General features: G+C 63.0%; 22 protein-coding genes. All 22 read left to right on the top strand.

From position 1 onward, the window contains the following. The first annotated feature begins 16 nt into the window (after window positions 1-16). The 22 genes from AC19YT_RS16205 to motD all read left to right on the top strand — a co-directional run bounded on the left by AC19YT_RS16205 (window position 17) and on the right by motD (window position 21,243). Window positions 17-322 carry an STAS domain-containing protein gene (locus AC19YT_RS16205; RefSeq protein WP_095110688.1) on the top strand — a complete coding sequence of 102 codons (306 nt, stop codon included), beginning with the start codon at window positions 17-19 and terminating at the stop codon, window positions 320-322. Next, the gene (locus tag AC19YT_RS16200; protein WP_095110687.1) at window positions 319-2,034 is read left to right on the top strand and encodes a fused response regulator/phosphatase; all 1,716 of its coding nucleotides are present in this window, start codon (window positions 319-321) and stop codon (window positions 2,032-2,034) included. The genes AC19YT_RS16205 and AC19YT_RS16200 overlap by 4 nt, the downstream gene beginning before the upstream one ends. Before the next feature lie 30 nt (window positions 2,035-2,064). Continuing rightward, window positions 2,065-2,409: an Hpt domain-containing protein gene (locus AC19YT_RS16195; RefSeq protein WP_500598357.1), complete on the top strand. Its 345-nt coding sequence runs from the start codon at window positions 2,065-2,067 to the stop codon at window positions 2,407-2,409. A gap of 107 nt (window positions 2,410-2,516) precedes the next feature. After that, the gene (locus AC19YT_RS16190; RefSeq protein WP_500610612.1) at window positions 2,517-3,860 is read left to right on the top strand and encodes a flagellar hook-length control protein FliK; all 1,344 of its coding nucleotides are present in this window, start codon (window positions 2,517-2,519) and stop codon (window positions 3,858-3,860) included. 223 nt (window positions 3,861-4,083) lie between these two features. Beyond that, a complete protein-coding gene (gene fliL / locus AC19YT_RS16185; RefSeq protein ID WP_095110684.1) occupies window positions 4,084-4,581 on the top strand; it encodes a flagellar basal body-associated protein FliL in 498 nt (165 codons plus the stop codon). A 9-nt stretch (window positions 4,582-4,590) separates the two neighbouring features. Continuing rightward, window positions 4,591-5,559 (top strand): flagellar motor switch protein FliM, encoded by a 969-nt coding sequence (gene fliM / locus AC19YT_RS16180; RefSeq protein WP_095110683.1) that lies wholly within the window; start codon window positions 4,591-4,593, stop codon window positions 5,557-5,559. 57 nt (window positions 5,560-5,616) lie between these two features. Beyond that, complete coding sequence (gene fliN / locus AC19YT_RS16175) at window positions 5,617-6,084, top strand: flagellar motor switch protein FliN (protein ID WP_095110682.1); 468 nt, start codon at window positions 5,617-5,619, stop codon at window positions 6,082-6,084. Then, window positions 6,085-6,510, top strand: a complete 426-nt coding sequence (fliO, locus tag AC19YT_RS16170) for a flagellar biosynthetic protein FliO (RefSeq protein ID WP_500610611.1) — start codon at window positions 6,085-6,087, stop codon at window positions 6,508-6,510. It begins immediately after the preceding gene. Further along, window positions 6,510-7,262: a flagellar type III secretion system pore protein FliP gene (gene fliP / locus AC19YT_RS16165; protein WP_095110680.1), complete on the top strand. Its 753-nt coding sequence runs from the start codon at window positions 6,510-6,512 to the stop codon at window positions 7,260-7,262. The genes fliO and fliP overlap by 1 nt, the downstream gene beginning before the upstream one ends. Before the next feature lie 24 nt (window positions 7,263-7,286). After that, window positions 7,287-7,556 (top strand): flagellar biosynthesis protein FliQ, encoded by a 270-nt coding sequence (gene fliQ, locus AC19YT_RS16160; protein ID WP_095110679.1) that lies wholly within the window; start codon window positions 7,287-7,289, stop codon window positions 7,554-7,556. A 3-nt stretch (window positions 7,557-7,559) separates the two neighbouring features. Beyond that, the gene (gene fliR / locus AC19YT_RS16155) at window positions 7,560-8,342 is read left to right on the top strand and encodes a flagellar biosynthetic protein FliR (RefSeq protein ID WP_095110678.1); all 783 of its coding nucleotides are present in this window, start codon (window positions 7,560-7,562) and stop codon (window positions 8,340-8,342) included. A 3-nt stretch (window positions 8,343-8,345) separates the two neighbouring features. Beyond that, window positions 8,346-9,482, top strand: a complete 1,137-nt coding sequence (gene flhB / locus AC19YT_RS16150) for a flagellar biosynthesis protein FlhB (protein WP_095110677.1) — start codon at window positions 8,346-8,348, stop codon at window positions 9,480-9,482. A gap of 189 nt (window positions 9,483-9,671) precedes the next feature. Further along, window positions 9,672-11,801, top strand: coding sequence for a flagellar biosynthesis protein FlhA (gene flhA / locus AC19YT_RS16145; RefSeq protein WP_500610610.1), 2,130 nt, complete (start codon window positions 9,672-9,674; stop codon window positions 11,799-11,801). Between the two features lie 11 nt (window positions 11,802-11,812). Next, window positions 11,813-13,132 carry a flagellar biosynthesis GTPase FlhF gene (gene flhF, locus AC19YT_RS16140; protein WP_095110675.1) on the top strand — a complete coding sequence of 440 codons (1,320 nt, stop codon included), beginning with the start codon at window positions 11,813-11,815 and terminating at the stop codon, window positions 13,130-13,132. A gap of 118 nt (window positions 13,133-13,250) precedes the next feature. Then, on the top strand, window positions 13,251-14,081 hold the full coding sequence (gene fleN / locus AC19YT_RS16135) for a flagellar synthesis regulator FleN (protein WP_095110674.1): 831 nt from the start codon (window positions 13,251-13,253) through the stop codon (window positions 14,079-14,081). Next, complete coding sequence (gene fliA, locus AC19YT_RS16130) at window positions 14,078-14,818, top strand: RNA polymerase sigma factor FliA (RefSeq protein ID WP_085716996.1); 741 nt, start codon at window positions 14,078-14,080, stop codon at window positions 14,816-14,818. Before fleN ends, fliA begins: the two co-directional genes overlap by 4 nt. A gap of 167 nt (window positions 14,819-14,985) precedes the next feature. After that, complete coding sequence (locus tag AC19YT_RS16125; RefSeq protein WP_003183998.1) at window positions 14,986-15,357, top strand: chemotaxis response regulator CheY; 372 nt, start codon at window positions 14,986-14,988, stop codon at window positions 15,355-15,357. Between the two features lie 30 nt (window positions 15,358-15,387). After that, window positions 15,388-16,176, top strand: coding sequence for a protein phosphatase CheZ (locus AC19YT_RS16120; RefSeq protein WP_095110673.1), 789 nt, complete (start codon window positions 15,388-15,390; stop codon window positions 16,174-16,176). A 14-nt stretch (window positions 16,177-16,190) separates the two neighbouring features. Continuing rightward, window positions 16,191-18,425 carry a chemotaxis protein CheA gene (locus tag AC19YT_RS16115; RefSeq protein WP_500610609.1) on the top strand — a complete coding sequence of 745 codons (2,235 nt, stop codon included), beginning with the start codon at window positions 16,191-16,193 and terminating at the stop codon, window positions 18,423-18,425. A gap of 47 nt (window positions 18,426-18,472) precedes the next feature. Then, on the top strand, window positions 18,473-19,597 hold the full coding sequence (locus AC19YT_RS16110; RefSeq protein WP_500598367.1) for a protein-glutamate methylesterase/protein-glutamine glutaminase: 1,125 nt from the start codon (window positions 18,473-18,475) through the stop codon (window positions 19,595-19,597). Then, complete coding sequence (locus AC19YT_RS16105) at window positions 19,597-20,337, top strand: flagellar motor protein (RefSeq protein WP_095110670.1); 741 nt, start codon at window positions 19,597-19,599, stop codon at window positions 20,335-20,337. Before AC19YT_RS16110 ends, AC19YT_RS16105 begins: the two co-directional genes overlap by 1 nt. A gap of 15 nt (window positions 20,338-20,352) precedes the next feature. Next, window positions 20,353-21,243 carry a flagellar motor protein MotD gene (motD, locus tag AC19YT_RS16100; protein WP_095110669.1) on the top strand — a complete coding sequence of 297 codons (891 nt, stop codon included), beginning with the start codon at window positions 20,353-20,355 and terminating at the stop codon, window positions 21,241-21,243. The last annotated feature ends 48 nt before the right edge of the window (window positions 21,244-21,291 follow it).

Here is a 21,291-nt window from a genome sequence, read left to right as displayed (position 1 = left end):
CAAGGACGTATTCATCATGTCGGTTGTTACTGAAGTTTCCCCGGATGGGCAAAAACTGACGATATCGATCAAAGGACGGTTCGATTTCGGCAGGCACCAGGAATTTCGCGAGGCCTATGAACGGCTCAACCGAATACCTGAGTCTTTTGTGGTGGACTTGAAAGAAGCCACCTACCTCGACAGCTCTGCCTTGGGCATGCTGCTCTTGCTGCGCGACCACGCCGGCGGCGACGATGCCGACGTGCGGGTTATCAACAGCAGCTCGGACGTGCGCAAGATCCTGGCGATTTCCAATTTCGACAAGCTGTTCGACATCAGTTGAGCGGCCTTGCACCGACGAGCGAAGGCCTGACGATCCTGATTGCCGAAGACAGCGCCGCCGACCGCATGCTCCTGTCGAACATCGTGCGCCGCCAGGGCCACGCCGTGCTCGCCGCCCGCGATGGCGCCGAGGCGGTGGCGCTGTTTAGCCAGCAGCGCCCGCACCTGGTGTTGATGGACGCGATGATGCCGGTGATGGACGGCTTCGAGGCTGCGCGTCAGATCAAGGCGCTGGCCGGCGAGGCACTGGTGCCGATCATCTTCCTCACCTCCCTGAGCGAGAGCCACGCCTTGGCGCGGTGCCTGGAGGCGGGCGGCGATGACTTCCTGGCCAAGCCCTACAACCCGGTGATCCTCGCCGCCAAGATCAAGGCCATGGACCGCTTGCGTCGCCTGCAGGCCACGGTGCTGCAACAGCGCGACCAGATCGCCAGCCACCACGACTACCTGCTCAACGAGCAGCGGGTGGCCAAGGCTGTGTTCGACAAAGTCGCCCATTCAGGCTGCCTGAGCGCTGCCAATATCCGCTACCTGCAATCGCCCTATGCCTTGTTCAATGGCGATTTGCTGCTCGCCGCCTTCACACCCGCCGGGGACATGCACGTGTTGCTGGGGGATTTCACTGGCCATGGCTTGCCCGCCGCCGTGGGCGCCATGCCGTTGGCGGAGGTGTTCTATGGCATGACGGCCAAGGGCTATGGCCTGGCCGAGACGCTGCGGGAGATGAACGCCAAGCTCAAACGCATCCTGCCGGTGGACATGTTCTGCTGCGCCACGCTGTTGTGCCTCAGCGCCCAGCGCTGCTCGGTGGAGGTGTGGAACGGCGGCATGCCCGATGGCTACCTGCATTGCGCGGTAACCGGGGTGCGCACGCCGCTGCTGTCCGAGCACCTGCCTCTGGGGGTACTGGGCGCCGAGGCGTTCGATGACCGCACCCACGTTTGGCCGATGGCGCCGGGGGATCGGGTGTTCCTGCTCTCGGACGGGGTGATCGACACCTGCGACGCCCACGAGCAACTGTTCGGCGCCGAGCGTTTGCAGCAGGTATTCGCCGCCAACCGCCAGCCCGAGCACCTGTTCGAGGAAATCGAAGTGGCGCTGCAACGCTTCGGCGGCCGCGCCCGGGATGACGTGAGCATGGTCGAGGTCACCCAGGGCCAGGCTCAGGAGTGGGTCGCGCCGACCATGGTTTACTCCGACAGCGGCCAGCTGTGCCCGCTGGACTGGTCGGTGAGTTTTGAATTCCGCGCCGCCACCCTCAAACGCTTCAACCCCTTGCCCTACTTGCTGCAACTGCTGTTGGAGGTGCACGGCCTGCGGGCCCAGAGCGCGGCACTCTACAGCGTGCTGGCCGAGCTTTACTCCAACGCCCTAGAACACGGCGTGCTGGGCCTGGACTCAGCCATCAAGCGCGATGCCCGGGGGTTTGCCAGCTATTACCAAGCGCGCGCGGAGCGCCTCGGCGCCTTGGTCGAAGGCTATGTGCGCGTGCATCTGCAGGTGGCGCCGCAAGAGGAGGGCGGCAGCCTGGTGATCCGGGTCGAGGACAGTGGCCTGGGGTTTGATGTGGGGCACGTCATGGCCGCGCCGACGGAGGTGGGGCGCTTGTCCGGGCGCGGTGTGAATCTGATACGCCAACTGAGCCGCAACGCCAGTTGGTCGGACAACGGGCGCTGTGCCCGCGTGGAGTTTTCCTGGGCGGCTCAGGCATAATCCGCCCATTCTTGAGCAGGGAGCGAACAAGTGGCTGAGATTCATCTGGACCGCGACGTATTGAGTGCGCTGCAGGAGGTGATGGAAGGGGAGTTCGGTGCGCTGCTCGAGACCTTCATCAGCGACTCGCACCAGCGTTTGCAGCAACTGCACAAAGCCAGTGACCGCCGGCAACTGGTCGCCACCGCCCACAGCTTCAAGGGCAGTAGCAGCAATATGGGCGCGGTGCACCTGGCGGCCCTGTGCCATCGCCTGGAACAGAGCGCGGCCGACCTGGCGCCGCAGGACGTCGACGCACTGGTGGCGCAGATCGACCGCGAATTTGCCATCGTGAGCCAGTTGTATCGGCAAGAGGCCGATGCGTTTCGCGGTTGAACAGCACCGCTGCGGACAAAAACAGCGCGAACCGGGCAACCTGGCCCGCGCCTTGCAATGCAGTTCTCCACCTGTACCTACGAGCCCAGTGCAGTGGAGAACCTGTTATGCCCCTGACCCCCAATTCCCTTTTGCAGAGCGCCCCGGCAGCCAAGGCTCAGTCGGCCAGCGCCAATTCCCTGACGGCGGCGGCAAAGCCCGAGGACAGCGGGTCGAGCTTCTCCAGCGTGTACGCCAAGGAGGCTGTGAACACCCCGGCGCCGGTGAGTGAAGGGGCACACAAGGGTGGGCGCGAAGCCGTGGCCAACAAGCACGACAAGCCATCCAAGCAGGACGCTGGCGCCGATAAGGCGGCCACCCCTGAACCGACGGTTGCCGATAGCGGCAATACCTTGCCTGTCGAGCCGGTAGCCCCAGACAACACCGATGCCGATGCCGACAGCGCCGAACAGGCACCTGTGGTGGTGGCCCCGCCCGCCGACCCGGCACTTGACCCCGCGCTTGATCCGGCCTTGATGCAAGCGGTGCTGCCGGTTGCCCCGGCGCCTGTGCCGGCGCCCTCGGCCAGCGCTGCGGCCACTGAGGCGCAGGCGCGGATCGAGGCGCCGTTGGCGGCGGCCGTGGCGGCCCAGTCCACCGTTGCCGAGACTGAATTCGACCCCGAAGCCGACCCGTTGGATGCCTTGCCCGTTGTGCGCCTGGCCATGGAGCAAAGCGGCCATGTCTCGGCTTCCAGCCAAGGCCCGGCCAAGGCGGCGCCTGAACAGGCGCCACTGACCCCGGCGCAGAACTTCGCCAACGGCATGGCCTCGATGCTCGACCAGCAGGCGGCCACCGACAGTTCCGGGCAGGGCGGCGAAAAAACTTTCACGGCTTTGCTCGATGATGGCCTTAAGGACCTCAAGGGCGCTGCCAGTGACACCCGCGTCGACGATTTCGCCAGCCGTTTGGCCAACCTGACCCAGGCCACCACCGCCAAGACCGCCAACGCGGTGCCGGTCAACCAGCCGCTGGCCATGCACCAGAGTGGCTGGACCGAGGAAGTGGTCAATCGGGTGATGTACCTGTCCAGCGTCAACCTCAAATCTGCCGACATCCAGTTGGAGCCGGCCGAACTGGGGCGCCTGGATATCCGCGTGAATATGGCCACCGACCAGCCGACGCAGGTTAGCTTCATGAGCGGCCACGCTGGCGTGCGCGAAGCCTTGGAAGGCCAGATGTTCCGCCTGCGGGAGATGTTTACCCAGCAGGGCATGGGCCAGGTGGACGTCAACGTCTCGGACCAGAACCGCGGCCAGGAACAGGCCCATCAAGGCCAGAACCACACCAGTCCCAGCGGCGCCCGCCGTGATGCTGGCGTGGAAGATGACCTGAGCATCGCCGCCGAAGCGGCGCCCGCCAGCGGCCTGAGCCAGGTGATCGGCTCCAGCGCGGTGGATTACTACGCCTGATGCCTGGGCCGCCCCGGGCAGGCCGCCATCGCAAGCGAGCTCGCTCCCACTCAAGCCGGACCTTGTGGGAGCGAGCCTGCTCGCGATAGCGCGGCATCAGCCGCCGATTTGACTGTGAGCCTGCTTGCACAGCCGTTCTCAAATTCCCTGACAACTCTGGCATAACACTTGCTCTTGCCTTGCCGTGCGACTGTGAAAACCCGAAAAGCGACGGATTATTGGCATGGCGAATAGCGAAGCAGTGAAAGAACCCGCCGGGAAAGGCAAGCTCAAGCTGATCCTGGTGATTGTGGCGGCAGTGCTGCTGGCCATCGGCCTGTCCGTGGGGGCGACCTGGTATTTCATGCACAGCGCCAAAAGCACCCCCGAGGTGGCGCCCGAGGCGGCGAGCAACCTTAAGCCGGTGGCGATCTACGAGCCCATGGCCCCGGCCTTTGTCGCCAACTTCAACCAGAACGGCCGCCAACGCTATATGCAGGTGAGCATCACCCTGCTGGCGCGCAACCAGGCTGACCTGGATGCCCTGAAAGTGCATATGCCGGTGATCCGCAACAACCTGGTCATGCTGTTTTCCGCGCAAAGCTTCGACGCCCTGGCCACCCCGGTCGGCCAGGAAATGCTGCGCCAGAAGGCAACCGCCAGCGTGCAGGAAGTGGCGCAGAAAGAAGTGGGCAAAGTGGTGGTCGAGCAGTTGCTCTTTACTAACTTCGTACTGCAGTAGGAACACGACATGGCCGTGCAAGACCTGCTGTCCCAGGATGAGATCGATGCGCTGCTGCATGGCGTCGATGACGGTCTGGTACAGACCGATAACGCCGCCGAGCCCGGCAGCGTCAAAAGCTACGACCTGACCAGCCAGGATCGCATCGTGCGCGGGCGCATGCCGACCCTGGAGATGATTAACGAACGCTTTGCCCGCTATACCCGCATCAGCATGTTCAACATGCTGCGCCGTTCGGCGGACGTGGCGGTGGGCGGCGTGCAGGTGATGAAGTTCGGCGAGTACGTGCATTCGCTGTACGTGCCCACCAGCCTCAACCTGGTGAAAATCAAGCCGCTGCGCGGCACCGCGCTGTTCATCCTCGACGCCAAGTTGGTGTTCAAGTTGGTGGACAACTTCTTCGGCGGCGATGGCCGCCACGCCAAGATCGAGGGCCGTGAATTCACGCCCACCGAACTGCGGGTGGTGCGCATGGTGCTGGAACAGGCCTTCACCGACTTGAAGGAGGCCTGGCAGGCGATCATGGAAGTCAACTTCGAGTACATCAACTCGGAAGTGAACCCGGCCATGGCCAACATCGTCGGCCCCAGCGAGGCGGTGGTGGTTTCGACCTTCCATATCGAACTCGATGGCGGTGGCGGCGACCTGCACGTGACCATGCCGTACTCGATGATCGAGCCGGTGCGCGAGATGCTCGACGCGGGCTTCCAGTCCGACCTGGACGACCAGGACGAGCGCTGGGTCAAGGCCCTGCGCGAGGACGTGCTGGACGTGGACGTGCCCCTGAGCGCCACCGTGGCCCGTCGCCAGTTGCGCCTGCGCGACATCCTGCACATGCAGCCGGGGGATGTGATCCCGGTGGAGTTGCCGGACGAAATGGTCATGCGCGCCAACGGCGTACCGGCGTTCAAGGTCAAGCTCGGTTCCCATAAGGGCAACCTGGCGCTGCAAGTGATTGAACCCATCGAGCGCCGCTAGGCGGCCCCGATACGAATTAGCGTTGTTAATTGATTGACTGCCCGCCGAGGACAACTGATGGCTGACGAACACGACATGATTAGCGCCGAAGACCAGGCCCTGGCCGATGAATGGGCTGCGGCACTGGGCGAATCCGGCGATGCCGGGCAGGACGATATCGACGCCTTGCTGGCGGCGGACGCGGGCACGGCGCCCAGCTCCAACCGCTTGCCGATGGAAGAATTCGGCAGCGTGCCTAAAAGCCACGAGCCGGTGAGCCTGGAAGGCCCGAACCTGGATGTGATCCTGGATATTCCGGTGTCGATCTCCATGGAAGTGGGCAGCACCGATATCAACATCCGTAACCTGTTGCAGCTCAACCAGGGCTCGGTGATCGAACTCGATCGCCTGGCGGGCGAGCCGCTGGACGTGCTGGTCAACGGCACGCTGATCGCCCACGGCGAAGTGGTGGTGGTCAACGAAAAGTTCGGCATCCGCCTGACTGACGTGATTAGCCCCAGCGAACGCATCAAGAAGCTGCGCTAAGTGAAACGGCTCCTGGGCGTTCTTCTGGCGCTGCCGTTCAGCGTGCTGGCGGCCGAGCCTGTGGCGGCGGTGGCCAAGCCGGTGGCCAGCAGTGGTGTGGCCGGGCAATTGACGCAATTGGTGCTGGGCCTGCTGCTGGTGCTGGGGTTGATTTTCTTCCTCGCCTGGCTGCTGCGCCGGGTGCAGCAGGCCGGGCCGGCAGGCAAGGGCCAGGTGATCGAGTTGATCGGTTCCCGCGCCCTGGGCCCGCGCGATCGTCTGGTGCTGGTGCAAGTGGGCAACGAGCAGATCCTGCTGGGCCTGACCCCGGGCACCATCACGGCGCTGCATGTGCTCAAGGAGCCGGTGCAGGTGCCCAGCGGCGAACCGGCCACCCCGGAGTTCGCCCAGCGGCTGATGGAAATTCTAGGCAAGGATAAGAAGTGATGGTTGCGTTGCGCGTGATGCTGGCGCTGGCCCTGATGCTGGCCACGCCTCTGGTGTGGGCGGCCGACCCGCTGTCGATCCCGGCGATTACCCTGGGCACCGGGGCCGATGGCCAGCAAGAGTATTCGGTCAGCCTGCAAATCCTGCTGATAATGACGGCGCTGAGCTTTATCCCGGCGTTCGTCATGCTGATGACCAGTTTCACCCGGATCATCATTGTCTTTTCCATCCTGCGTCAGGCCCTGGGCCTGCAGCAGACGCCGTCGAACCAGATCCTCACCGGCATGGCGCTGTTTCTGACCATGTTCATCATGGCCCCGGTGTTCGACCGGGTGAACCAGGACGCCCTGCAACCGTATCTGGCGGAAAAACTCAGCGCCCAGGACGCCGTGGCCAAGGCCCAGGTGCCCCTCAAGGATTTCATGCTGGCCCAGACCCGCAGCAGCGACCTGGAGCTGTTCGTGCGCCTGTCCAAGCGCACGGACATCGCCACGCCGGATCAGGCGCCGCTGACTATCCTGGTGCCGGCCTTTGTCACCTCGGAGCTGAAAACCGCGTTCCAGATCGGCTTCATGATCTTCATTCCGTTTCTCATCATCGACCTGGTGGTGGCCAGTGTGCTGATGGCCATGGGCATGATGATGCTGTCGCCGCTGATTATTTCCTTGCCGTTCAAGATCATGCTGTTCGTCCTGGTGGATGGCTGGGCGCTGATAATTGGCACCCTGGCGGGCAGTTTCGGTGGTGTTTAGCTTTTTACTGGCGGGTAGCCTGTCATGACGCCTGAAGTAGCGGTTGACCTGTTTCGCGAAGCGCTGTGGCTGACCACCATGATGGTGGCGGTGCTGGTGGTGCCCAGCCTGTTGGTGGGCCTGTTGGTGGCGATGTTCCAGGCCGCGACCCAGATCAACGAACAAACCCTGAGCTTTCTGCCGCGCCTGCTGGTGATGCTGGTGACGCTGATCGTCGCCGGCCCCTGGCTGGTGCAGTCCTTTATGGAATACATCCTGCAGTTGTACGGCAGTATTCCGCAGTTGATTGGCTAGGCCATGTCTTTGCTGGCGCTGACGGACGCGCAAATCGGCACCTGGGTGGCGACCTTCATGCTGCCGTTGTTCCGTATCGCCGCCGTGTTGATGACCATGCCCATCATCGGCACCACCTTGGTGTCGACGCGCATCCGTCTGTATTTTGCCCTGGCCATTACCGTGGTCGTGGTACCGGGCCTGCCGCCCATGCCCGAGGTCAATGCCCTGGATCTCAGCGCGCTGCTGCTGGTGGCCGAGCAGGTCATCATCGGCGCCTTGCTGGGCTTTTCGTTGCAGTTGTTTTTCCAGGCATTCGTGGTGGCCGGGCAAATCGTCGCGATCCAGATGGGCATGGGCTTCGCCTCCATGGTTGACCCCACCAACGGCGTGTCGGTGGCGGTGATCGGGCAGTTCCTGACCATGCTGGTGACCCTGCTGTTTCTGGCCATGAACGGCCACCTGGTGGTGTTCGAGGTGCTGACCGAGAGCTTCACCACGCTGCCGGTGGGCGGTGGCATCCTCGTCAACAGTTTCTGGGAAGTGGCCGGCAAGCTCGGCTGGGTGCTGGGCGCGGCGCTGATGCTGGTACTGCCGGCCATCACCGCGTTGCTGGTGGTTAACGTCGCTTTCGGCGTGATGACCCGCGCCGCGCCGCAACTGAACATCTTCTCCATCGGTTTTCCCCTGACCATGGTGCTGGGCCTGGTGATTTTCTGGTTCGGCCTGGCGGACATTCTCAATCAGTATCAGCCGCTGGCCGTCGAGGCCTTGCAGTTTTTACGCGAACTGGCACGGGCGCGCTAAGCCATGGCAGAGAGTGAAAGCGGTCAGGACAAAACAGAAGACCCCACGGAGAAACGCAAAAAGGACTCCCGGGAAAAGGGCGAGATCGCCCGCTCCAAAGAGCTCAACACCCTGGCCATCATGCTCGCCGGCGCCAGTGCGCTGCTGATCTACGGCGCCGGTCTGGCCCAGGACCTGCTGGAGCTGATGCGCCTGAATTTCTCCCTGCCCCGGGAAGTGCTGATGGACACCGGCGCCATGGCCAGCTACCTGCTGCACTCCGGCAAAATCGCCATCCTCGCCTTGCAGCCGGTGCTGATTACCTTGTTGCTGGCCGCGATCATCGGGCCGATTGCCCTGGGCGGCTGGTTGTTCGCCGCCGGCACCCTGGCGCCGAAATTCAGCCGCATGAACCCGGGGGCGGGGATCAAGCGCATGTTCTCGGCCAAGGCCGTGATCGAGCTACTCAAGGCCCTGGCCAAGTTCTTCATCATCCTGTTCGTGGCGTTGGCGGTGTTGTCTGCCGATATCGACGACCTGGTGCGCATCGCCCACGAACCGCTGGACCAAGCGATTATCCACAGCGCCCAAGTGGTGGGCTGGAGCGCTCTGTGGATGGCTTGCGGCTTGCTGCTGATCGTTGCGGTGGACGTGCCCGTGCAGTTGTGGGAAAGCCACAAGAAGCTGTTGATGACCAAGCAGGAGATTCGCGACGAGCACAAGGACCAGGAAGGGCGCCCGGAGGTCAAGCAGCGGATTCGTCAGGTGCAGTACGAAATGTCCCAGCGCCGGATGATGGCCTCGGTGCCCGACGCCGACGTAATTATCACCAACCCGACCCACTACGCCGTGGCCCTCAAGTACGACCCGGAGAAGGGCGCTGCGCCCATGCTGCTGGCCAAGGGCAGCGACTTCACGGCGTTGAAGATCCGCGAAATAGCCGTGGCCAACGACATCCTCCTGCTGGAGTCGCCGGCCCTGGCGCGCTCGATTTTCTACTCCACCGAGCTTGAGCAGGAAATCCCCGCGGGGCTGTACCTGGCCGTGGCCCAGGTGCTGGCCTATGTCTATCAGATCCGCCAGCACCGGGCGGGCAAGGGCAAGCGCCCCGACCCCCTCAAAGACCTGCCGATACCGCCGGATTTGCGCCGCGATTCCTGATGTATTGCTAGCCAGCCTGGCCCAAGTCGGCCCCTATGGGGGTGGGCTCGGCCGCGATAACGCCCTCAAACCCACCTAAAACGCCCGCCCGTATCTCCCTGCGCAAAAGTTGGAAGGCTTCTTGCAGTAGCCGCCCTGCGCCTGCCTCTGGCGTCAAAAGATTGCTTTAAAAGGAACGGTGAATTTCCGGTGGATCGCTCTAACTTGCTCAACTCGGCGCGCAACAACCTGACTGACCTGTCGCGGGGCAATCTGGGCGTGCCGTTGTTGCTGTTGGTCATGCTGGCAATGATGATGTTGCCGATCCCGCCGTTCCTGCTGGACGTGTTCTTTACCTTCAACATCGCCCTGTCCATCGTGGTCCTGCTGGTGTGCGTGTACGCCTTGCGGCCGCTGGATTTCGCCGTGTTCCCCACCATTTTGCTGGTGGCGACGCTGCTGCGCCTGGCGCTCAACGTGGCGTCCACACGGGTGGTAATGCTCCACGGCCAGGACGGCCACGCCGCTGCGGGCAAGGTGATCCAGGCCTTCGGTGAGGTGGTGATCGGCGGTAACTACGTGGTCGGTATCGTGGTGTTCGCGATTTTGATGATTATCAACTTCGTCGTGGTGACCAAGGGTGCTGGGCGGATTTCCGAGGTCAGCGCCCGCTTCACCCTCGACGCCATGCCCGGCAAACAAATGGCCATCGACGCCGACCTCAACGCCGGCCTGATCGATCAGAACCAAGCCAAGATGCGCCGCACGGAAGTGGCCCAGGAAGCCGAGTTCTACGGCTCCATGGACGGTGCCAGCAAATTCGTGCGCGGCGATGCCATCGCCGGCCTGCTGATTCTGTTCATCAACCTGATCGGCGGCATGGCCGTGGGTATCTTCCAGCACGGCATGACCTTCGGCGATGCGGGCAAGGTGTACGCCTTGCTGACCATCGGTGACGGTTTGGTGGCGCAATTGCCATCACTGCTGTTGTCCACCGCTGCCGCGATCATGGTGACCCGGGCTTCGGGTTCCGAAGACATGGGCAAGCAGATCAACCGGCAGATGTTCGCTTCGCCCAAGGCCCTGGCGGTGTCCGCCGGGCTGATGGCGGTGATGGGCCTGGTGCCGGGCATGCCGCACTTCTCGTTCCTGAGCATGGCAGCGGTGGCCGGTGGCGCCGCGTACCTGTTCTGGAAAAAACAGAACACCGTCAAGGTCCAGGCCCTGGAAGAGGTGCAGCGCCAGCAGGAGCTGCTGCCGTCGCCGGCCCGCGCCCAGGAAACCAAGGAGTTGGGCTGGGACGACGTGACCCCCATCGACATGATCGGCCTGGAAGTGGGCTACCGCTTGATCCCGCTGGTGGATCGCAACCAGGGTGGTCAGTTGCTGGCGCGGATCAAGGGCGTGCGCAAGAAGCTGTCCCAGGACCTGGGCTTTCTCATGCCCACGGTGCATATCCGCGACAACCTCGACCTGGCGCCCAGCGCCTATCGCCTGACCCTGATGGGCGTGATCCTGGCCGAAGCGGAGATCTACCCGGACCGCGAACTGGCAATCAACCCCGGCCAAGTGTTCGGCACCCTCAACGGCATCACCGCCAAAGACCCGGCCTTCGGCCTGGACGCGGTGTGGATCGAAATCAGTCAGCGTTCCCAGGCGCAATCGCTGGGCTACACGGTGGTGGACGCCAGCACAGTGGTGGCGACCCACTTGAACCAGATTCTCTACAAGCACTCCAGCGAACTGCTGGGCCACGAAGAGGTCCAGCAACTGATGCAATTGCTGGCCAAGGGCTCGCCGAAGCTGGCTGAAGAGCTGGTGCCGGGGGTGCTGTCGCTGTCGCAGTTGCTCAAAGTGCTGCAAGCCTTGCTCGCCGAACAGGTGCCTGTACGCGACATTCGTAGCATTGCCGAAGCCATCGCCAATAATGCATCCAAGAGTCAAGATACTGCCGCTTTGGTTGCCGCGGTGCGCGTCGGATTGTCCCGCGCTATCGTGCAAAGCATTGTAGGCACTGAGTCTGAGCTGCCTGTCATCACCTTGGAACCAAGGTTGGAACAAATATTGCTCAATAGTCTGCAGAAGGCAGGGCAAGGCGCCGATGAAGGCGTTCTGCTGGAGCCAAGCATGGCCGAGAAGCTGCAGCGTTCGTTGATCGACGCCGCTCAGCGCCAGGAAATGCAAGGTCAACCGGTGATTCTGCTGGTAGCCGGCCCCGTTCGCGCGATGCTCTCGCGGTTCGGACGCCTGGCGGTCCCGGGTTTGCACGTGTTGGCGTATCAGGAAATTCCTGACAACAAGCAAGTGACCATCGTTGCGACAGTAGGGCCCAACGGCTGAGGTAGTGGGTTATGCAAGTGAAGCGTTTTTTCGCCGCCGATATGCGTCAGGCCATGAAACTGGTGCGTGATGAGCTGGGCGCGGATGCGGCCATCATCGGCAACCGGCGGATCGCTGGCGGTGTCGAGCTGACGGCTGCCCTGGATTACAAACTGTCGGCCCTGGCCCCGCGCGTGCCGAACATCGAGCTCGAAGACGAACTGCGCAAGACCCAGTCGCGCATCGTGACCGCCCAGGCCGAATTGAGCCTGCGTGGCGACGGCGACCCGAGCACCAATCGCCAGTTGTTCGCCGGCCTGCCGCTGACTGCCGCCGAACCGCTGATCGAACCGACCTTCGTCGAGCCGCCACGCCCGGCGCCGGTGGCCCCGGCCTCGCAGTCGGTGGACCAGCGCGCGTTCGACTCCATGCGCTTTGAACTCAATGGCCTGCGCGAACTGCTGGAAGTGCAGCTCGGCTCCCTGGCCTGGAACCAGTTGCAAGGCAGCCGCCCGCAGCAGGCCAACCTGTGGCGGCGCCTGCAGCGCATCGGCTTGTCCGGGCCGCTGTCGCGTGACTTGCTGGCCCTGATTACCGAATTCGACGAACCTCGCCAGGCCTGGCGCATGCTGTTGGCGCACCTGGCGCGCATGATCGCCACGCCGGAAATCGAACCCCTGGAAGAGGGGGGTGTGATTGCCATGGTCGGCCCCGCCGGCATGGGCAAGACCACCACCCTGGCCAAATTGGCGGCCCGTTACGTGCTCAAGTACGGCGCGCAGAACATCGCCCTGGTGAGCATGGACAGCTACCGCATCGGCGCCCAGGAGCAGCTCAAGACCTTGGGCCGCATCCTCAACGTCTCGGTGACCCATGTCGATCCGGGCCAGTCCCTGGCGCAAGCCCTCGACCCGCTGCTGCGCAAGCGCGTGGTGCTGATCGACACCGCCGGCCTGCAGGCCAGCGACCCGGCCCTGCGCATGCAGTTGGAAAGCCTGGCCGGGCGCGGCATCCGCTCCAAGAACTACCTGGTGCTGGCCACCACCAGCCAGAAGCAAGTGCTGACCGCCGCGTACCACAGTTACAAGCGTTGCGGGCTGGCTGGCTGCATTCTGACTAAGCTGGACGAGACGGCGAGCCTGGGCGAGGTGTTGAGCCTGGCTATCAGCCATGAATTACCGGTGGCCTATCTGACCGATGGGCCGCGTATTCCCGATGACTTGCACTTGCCGCGCCGCCACCAATTGGTCAGCCGTGCCGTAAGTGTGCAAATGCAGGAAGAACCCAGCGAAGAAGCCATGGCTGACATGTTCGCTGACCTTTACCACAGCCCGGCCAAGCAGGTCGGCTGAGGTTTAATGAATAGATTGCAGTGAACCTACATCGATGGCCTGCCACGCATTGTTCCAACGGTGAACGCGCAGCCAGTTATGTGGCCTCCGTCTAAGTAAGACAAGGTATAGAAAGAACATGGGCAGCATGCATCCCGTACAGGTGATCGCGGTGACCGGCGGCAAAGGTGGCGTCGGGAAGACTAACGTGTCAGTGAACTTGTCCCTGGCTCTGGCGGAGCTTGGCCGACGCGTCATGCTGCTGGACGCCGACCTGGGTCTGGCGAACGTCGACGTGTTACTGGGGCTGACCCCCAAACACACCCTGGCCGATGTGATCGAGGGGCGCTGTGAGCTGCGCGACGTGCTGCTCCAGGGCCCCGGCGGGATCCGCATCGTGCCGGCAGCCTCGGGCACCCAGAGCATGGTGCACCTGAGCCCGGCCCAGCATGCCGGCCTGATCCAGGCGTTCAGCGACATCGGCGACAACCTCGACGTGCTGGTGATCGACACGGCCGCCGGGATCGGCGAGTCGGTGGTCAGTTTCGTGCGCGCGGCCCAGGAAGTGCTGCTGGTGGTGTGCGACGAACCCACCTCCATCACCGACGCCTACGCCCTTATCAAACTGCTCAACCGCGACTACGGCATGAACCGCTTCCGCGTACTGGCCAACATGGCCCAGAGCCCGCAGGAAGGGCGCAACCTGTTCGCTAAGTTGACCAAGGTCACTGATCGCTTCCTGGACGTCGCCTTACAATACGTCGGTGCGGTTCCCTACGACGAGTGCGTACGCAAGGCTGTGCAAAAGCAGCGTGCAGTCTACGAAGCGTTCCCTCGTTCCAAGTGCGCACTGGCGTTCAAAGCCATCGCCCAGAAGGTCGATACCTGGCCACTGCCCGCTAACCCGCGCGGGCATCTGGAGTTTTTTGTCGAGCGGCTTGTGCATCAAACGGCGGGACCTGTGCTATGACAGCCAGCGGCTACAACCTTTACAAGAAGTCGGCGCGTGACAGCCAATACGAATTGATCGAGCGCTATGCGCCCCTGGTCAAGCGCATTGCCTACCACCTGCTGGCACGCCTACCCGCCAGCGTCCAGGTCGAAGACCTGATCCAGGCTGGGATGATCGGTTTGCTTGAAGTCTCGACCAAGTACGACGCCAGCAAGGGCGCCAGCTTCGAGACCTACGCGGGGATTCGTATCCGCGGCGCGATGCTCGATGAGGTGCGTAAAGGCGACTGGGCCCCCCGTTCGGTACACCGCAACACCCGGATGGTCAGTGATGCCATTCGCTCAATTGAAGCTAAAACCGGTCGTGACGCTAAAGATCACGAGGTTGCGGCCGAACTCCAATTGAGCCTCGATGATTATTACGGGATTTTGAACGACACCTTGGGCAGTCGCCTGTTCAGCTTCGACGACCTCTTGCAGGACGGCGAGCATGAAGGGCTGCACGAGGATGGCGCGAGTGCTCATCTGGAGCCGTCGCGCGACCTGGAAGACGAGCGCTTCCAGGCTGCGCTGGCGGACGCGATTGCCAATTTGCCGGAGCGTGAGCGACTGGTCTTGGCGCTGTACTACGACGAAGAGCTGAACCTCAAGGAAATCGGTGAGGTCCTGGGGGTCAGCGAATCGCGGGTCAGCCAGTTACACAGCCAGTGCGCGGCCCGCTTGCGGGGGCGTTTGGGGGAGTGGCGAGCGCGCTGACAGGCAGTGTGGGGGCTCTGCGAACGGGGCCGGTACGGCGTAGCGCCGTACCGGTCTCGGCACGTTTTGCTCCATGTCGCCGGTGAGTGCCCAGCCTGATTGATGAAATGGCGTGTCCAGGTGCTGGATGCGTTTAAGACTGCTTGGAGGTCGAATTGGACAAGAACATGAAAATCCTCATCGTTGATGACTTCTCAACGATGCGGCGGATCATAAAAAACCTGTTGCGTGACCTTGGGTTCACCAACACGGTCGAGGCAGACGACGGCACTACCGCCATCCCTGTGCTCAACAGCGGCAGCATCGACTTTCTGGTGACGGACTGGAACATGCCTGGCATGACCGGTATCGACTTGCTGCGCCATGTGCGCGCCGACGAAAAACTCAAGCACCTGCCGGTGTTGATGGTCACCGCTGAAGCCAAGCGCGAACAGATCATCGAAGCAGCCCAGGCCGGGGTGAACGGCTATGTAGTCAAACCCTTCACGGCCCAGGCGTTGAAAGAAAAGATTGAAAAAATCTTCGAACGCATCGGTTGATGCGCGAAGCCAGTCCGCCACGGGGGCGCTATGGAGCATAACGAATCATCGCAGGGCGATTTTGAATCGACTCTGAAAAAACATGCCCACGAATTGGTCGAAAGCCTTGAAAAAGGCAAGTTCGGCGACGCGGTGCAACTGATCCATGAGCTCAACCAGACCCGTGACCGCGGCCTGTACCAGGAAGTCGGCAAGCTGACGCGCGAATTGCACAGCGCCATCGTCAACTTCCAGATCGACCCGCACATGCCGCAAGCCGAAGAAGTGTCCCAGATCACGGATGCCACTGAACGCCTGGGTTATGTTGTCAGGCTGACCGAGGCTGCGGCCAATCGCACCATGGACCTGGTGGAAAACAGCACGCCGCTGGTCAACGGCTTGGGCCACGACGCCCAGGCCCTGAGCGCGGACTGGGCACGTTTCATGCGCCGCGAAGTGGGTGCCGAAGAGTTTCGCGATCTGGCGCGCCGGGTCGAGGTTTTTTTGGCCCGCAGCGAGAAAGAAACACGCGTGGTGTCGGGCAACCTCAACGACATTCTGCTGGCCCAGGATTACCAGGACCTCACCGGCCAGGTCATCAAACGGGTGACACAACTGGTCACGGAAGTCGAAAGCAACTTGCTCAAGCTGGTGCTGATGGCCAGCCAGGTCGACCGGTTTGCGGGCATCGAGCATGACCGCGACGAGATCCTGGCGCAAAAAGATCCACAAAAACACCTGGCGCAGGGTGAAGGTCCGCAGATTCATGCCGATAAACGTGAAGACGTTATGTCCGGTCAGGACGATGTAGACGATTTGCTTTCCAGTCTTGGATTCTAGGAGCACCCACAAAAATGAGCTTCGGCGCCGATGAAGAGATCCTTCAGGATTTCCTGGTTGAGGCCGGCGAGATTCTTGAGTTGCTGTCCGAACAACTGGTCGAGCTGGAAAGCCGACCGGATGATGCGGACTTGCTCAATGCAATTTTTCGCGGTTTTCACACTGTAAAAGGGGGCGCCGGCTTCCTCCAGCTCAATGAGCTGGTGGAGTGCTGTCACATCGCCGAGAACGTGTTCGACATCCTGCGCAAGGGTGAACGGCGCGTCGACTCGGAACTGATGGACGTGGTTCTCGAAGCCCTGGACGCGGTCAACGGCATGTTCAGCCAAGTGCGTGAGCGCTCTGCGATCACCGCTGCTACGCCGGAACTGCTGGCAGCCCTGGCACGCCTGGCGCTGCCAGCCACCGACCAGCCTGCGCCTGCGGCTGAACCGGCCCCGGCTGCGGTCGAGCCCGAGCCTGAAAGCGCCGGCGGCGACATTACCGACAACGAATTCGAGCAACTGCTGGACTCGCTCAATGCGGTCAAGGCCCAGGCCGAAGCGCCGGCGCCCGCCGCCGTGGCGGCGGGTGGCAGCGATGACATTACCGATGCCGAGTTCGAGTCCCTGCTTGACCAACTGCATGGCAAGGGCCAGTTCGCCGTGGACGCCGTGGCGCCCGCCGCCGAACCTGCCGCCGCTGCACCGGCGGCGGCCAGCACCGACATCACCGACGACGAGTTCGAAGCACTGCTCGACCAGTTGCATGGCAAGGGCAACTTTGCCGTCGATGCCCTGGAAAGTGCTATCGCCGACGCCAAACCTGCGCCTGCGGCGACGGCCGCTGCGGTGGGCGGCGATCTGATTTCCGATCACGAATTCGAATCCCTGCTCGACGAGCTGCACGGCAAAGGCAAGTTCAGCGCCGAGACCCCAGCGGTTGCGGCGGCTGTCGCGGCCCCCGTGGCCAAGGCCGCCCCGGCGCCCGCACCTGCAGCAGCGGCGCCAGCCCCAGCCCCAGCCCCGGCGGCCAGGGCTGCAGCCCCCGCGCCGGCCCGTGCCGCCGCTGCCGCGCCGGCGGAAAAACAGGCCAGCGAAGCGGAAACCACGGTGCGCGTCGATACCGCGCGCCTGGACGAAATCATGAACATGGTGGGCGAACTGGTGCTGGTGCGTAACCGCCTGGTGCGCCTGGGCCTGAACAGCGGCGACGAAGCCATGTCCAAGGCCGTTTCCAACCTGGACGTGGTGACCGCCGACCTGCAGACCGCGGTGATGAAAACCCGCATGCAGCCGATCAAGAAGGTCTTCGGGCGCTTCCCGCGCCTGGTTCGTGACCTGGCGCGCCAGCTCAAGAAAGAGATCAGCCTGGAGCTGGTGGGCGAAGAAACCGACCTGGACAAAAACCTCGTCGAAGCCCTGGCCGACCCGCTGGTCCACTTGGTGCGCAACGCGGTCGACCACGGTATCGAGTCGCCCCAGGAGCGCGAAGAGTCGGGCAAGGCACGCCTGGGCCGGGTGATCCTGGCCGCCGAACAGGAAGGCGACCATATCCTGCTGTCGATTTCCGATGACGGCAAAGGCATGGACGCGAACATCCTGCGGGGCATCGCGGTCAAGCGGGGGGTGATGGACAAGGACGCAGCCGATCGTCTGAGCGATACCGAGTGCTACAACCTGATCTTCGCTCCGGGCTTCTCGACCAAGACCGAGATTTCCGACGTGTCGGGCCGTGGCGTGGGCATGGACGTGGTGAAAACCAAGATTTCCCAGCTCAACGGCTCCATCAACATCTACTCGACCAAGGGCCAGGGCTCGAAGATCGTCATCAAGGTGCCGTTGACCCTGGCGATCATGCCGACCCTGATGGTCATGCTGGGCAACCAGGCATTCGCCTTCCCGCTGGTCAACGTCAACGAGATCTTCCACCTGGATCTGTCGCGCACCAACGTGGTCGATGGCCAGGAAGTGGTGATCGTGCGCGACAAGGCGTTGCCGCTGTTCTACCTCAAGCGCTGGTTGGTGGCGTCCGCCGCCCATGAAGAGCAGCGCGAGGGCCACGTGGTGATCCTGTCGGTGGGCACCCAGCGCATCGGCTTTGTGGTCGATCAATTGGTGGGCCAGGAAGAAGTGGTCATCAAGCCTTTGGGCAAGATGCTCCAGGGCACCCCGGGCATGTCCGGCGCCACCATTACTGGTGACGGCCGCATCGCCCTGATTCTCGATGTTCCGAGCATGCTCAAGCGTTACGCCGCACGGCGTATTTGATTCTGGTGGGGCCGGGCGATTGCCTCGCCCCGCCTAACGGAGTGTTTATGGTAGTCAAGGTCCTGGTGGTGGATGATTCGGGTTTCTTCCGCCGCCGCGTCTCGGAAATTCTTTCAGCGGATTCCAATATCCAGGTCGTCGGCACGGCGACCAACGGCAAAGAGGCGATCGATCAGGCGCTGGCCCTCAAGCCAGACGTCATCACCATGGACTACGAGATGCCGATGATGGATGGCATCACCGCAGTGCGGCACATCATGCAGCGCTGCCCTACACCGGTCTTGATGTTTTCCTCGCTGACCCACGAAGGCGCCCGGGTGACCCTGGATGCGCTGGATGCCGGCGCGGTGGACTTCCTGCCCAAAAATTTCGAAGACATCTCGCGCAACCCCGAGAAGGTCAAGCAGATGCTGTGCGAGAAGGTCCATACCATCTCGCGCAGTAACCGCCGTTTTAGCGCTTACAGCGCACCCGCGCCCCAGCCAGTTGCCGCTGCGGCCCCCGCGCCCAGCAGCTACGGCACCAGCGCGCCCGTGCGCAGCGCCCCGGCACCCGTGCCGGCCCGTGTTGCGCCGGCCGCCGCGCCGAGTTCGCCGGCGCCCAAGCGCAAAGCCTACAAGTTGGTGGCCATTGGTACCTCCACCGGCGGGCCGGTTGCCTTGCAGCGGGTGTTGACCCAACTGCCGGGCAACTTCCCGGCGCCCATCGTGCTGATCCAGCACATGCCGGCGGCCTTCACCAAGGCTTTCGCCGAGCGCCTGGACAAGCTGTGCCGCATCAGCGTCAAGGAAGCCGAGGATGGCGACATCCTGCGTCCGGGCCTGGCGCTGCTGGCCCCGGGCGGCAAGCAGATGATGGTCGATGGCCGTGGCACGGTGAAAATCCTGCCGGGTGACGAGCGCTTGAACTACAAGCCGTGCGTGGATATCACCTTTGGTTCGGCGGCCAAGTCCTACGGCGACAAAGTTCTGGCGGTGGTGCTCACCGGCATGGGCGCGGACGGCCGCGAAGGCGCGCGCCTGCTCAAGCAGGGCGGCAGTTCGGTCTGGGCCCAGGACGAGGCCAGTTGTGTGATCTACGGCATGCCGATGGCCATCGTCAAAGCGGACCTGGCTGACGCGGTGTATGGCCTGGACGACATCGGCAGGCATCTGGTCGAGGCGTGTATCTGATGGATGTACTGAGCCTAATCGGGATCATCATGGCGTTTATCGCCATCATCGGTGGCAACTACCTCGAAGGTGGCCACCTGAGTGCGTTGGCCAACGGCCCGGCGGCGCTGATCGTGCTGGGCGGGACCATTGGCGCGGCGTTGCTGCAATCGCCCATGAGCGCGTTCAAGCGCGCCATGCAGATTGTCGGCTGGATCCTCTTTCCGCCGCGGGTTGACCTGGCCGGCGGCATCGACCGTGTCGTCAACTGGAGCCTGACCGCGCGCAAGGAAGGTTTGCTGGGGCTTGAAGGGGTGGCCGACGCCGAACCCGATGACTACTCGCGCAAAGGCCTGCAACTGCTGGTCGACGGCGCCGAGCCGGAGGCCATCCGCAGCATTTTGGAAGTGGATTTCTACACCCAGGAAAGCCGCGACATCGAAGCGGCGCGGTTCTTTGAAAGCATGGGCGGCTACGCGCCGACCATCGGCATCATCGGCGCGGTGATGGGCCTGATCCACGTGATGGGCAACCTGGCCGACCCGACCCAACTGGGCAGCGGTATTGCCGTGGCCTTCGTCGCCACCATCTACGGCGTGGCCAGTGCCAACCTGGTGCTACTGCCGATCGCCAGCAAGCTCAAGTCGATAGCCCTGCGCCAGTCCCGTTACCGGGAAATGCTGCTCGAAGGCATCCTCTCGATTGCCGAGGGCGAGAACCCGCGCTCCATTGAGCTGAAGCTGCAAGGCTTCATGGACTGATGGGGGGAATGCACCGTGAGCCGTCGTCGCCGCCAACCTGAAGAACACGTCAACCACGAACGCTGGCTGGTGTCCTACGCGGACTTCATCACCTTGTTGTTCGCGTTTTTCGTGGTGATGTACTCCATTTCGTCGATCAACGAAGGCAAGTACAAGGTCATTTCCGAAGCGCTGGTGGGGGTGTTCACCGACTCGGACCGTGCCCTGCGGCCGATCCAGATCGGCGACGAACGGGCCAAGACCGTGACCCCGGCCCAGCCCTTGGTCAAAGACAGCGACCAGCTCGACGCCGGCATCGGCCAGGGCAGCAACGACCCGCTCAAGTCCATTGCCGATGACATCAGCGCCGCGTTTGGCGACCTGATTAGTAGCAACCAGATGACGGTGCGCGGCAACGAGTTGTGGGTAGAAATCGAATTGAGTTCCAGCCTGTTGTTCGGCAGCGGCGACGCCATGCCCAGCGATGTGGCGTTCACCATCATCGACAAGGTGGCGGCCATCCTCAAACCCTTCGATAACCCGATCCACGTCGAAGGCTTCACCGATGACCAGCCGATCCACACCGCGCTCTATCCCTCCAACTGGGAACTGTCCTCGGCCCGCTCGTCGAGCATCGTGCGCATGCTCGCCATGCAGGGTGTAAACCCCGGGCGCATGGCGTCGGTGGGCTATGGCGAGTTCCAGCCCGTGGCCAACAACGCCACTGCCGAAGGCCGCGCCCGCAACCGCCGCGCGGTGCTGGTGGTGTCGCGCAACCTGGATGTACGCCGCAGCCTGACCGGCACCGGAACCGCCAAGGCGCAACCGGACGCCGCGCTCAAGCGTGCTGGCACACAAACTGCACCGCCGCCTGTTAAGTCGCCGGGACGCGAGAGCGCCGTCAATTCTCCGTCACCCGCCCTATAAATGCGCTATGTCTCGGTTGAGCCTATTCGACCGGGAGGAACCATCTGA

This window comes from Pseudomonas sp. MF08875, assembly GCF_059862525.1.
Note: the sequence above shows the minus strand (reverse complement) of the source record. Positions and strands in the feature narration are given on the sequence as shown.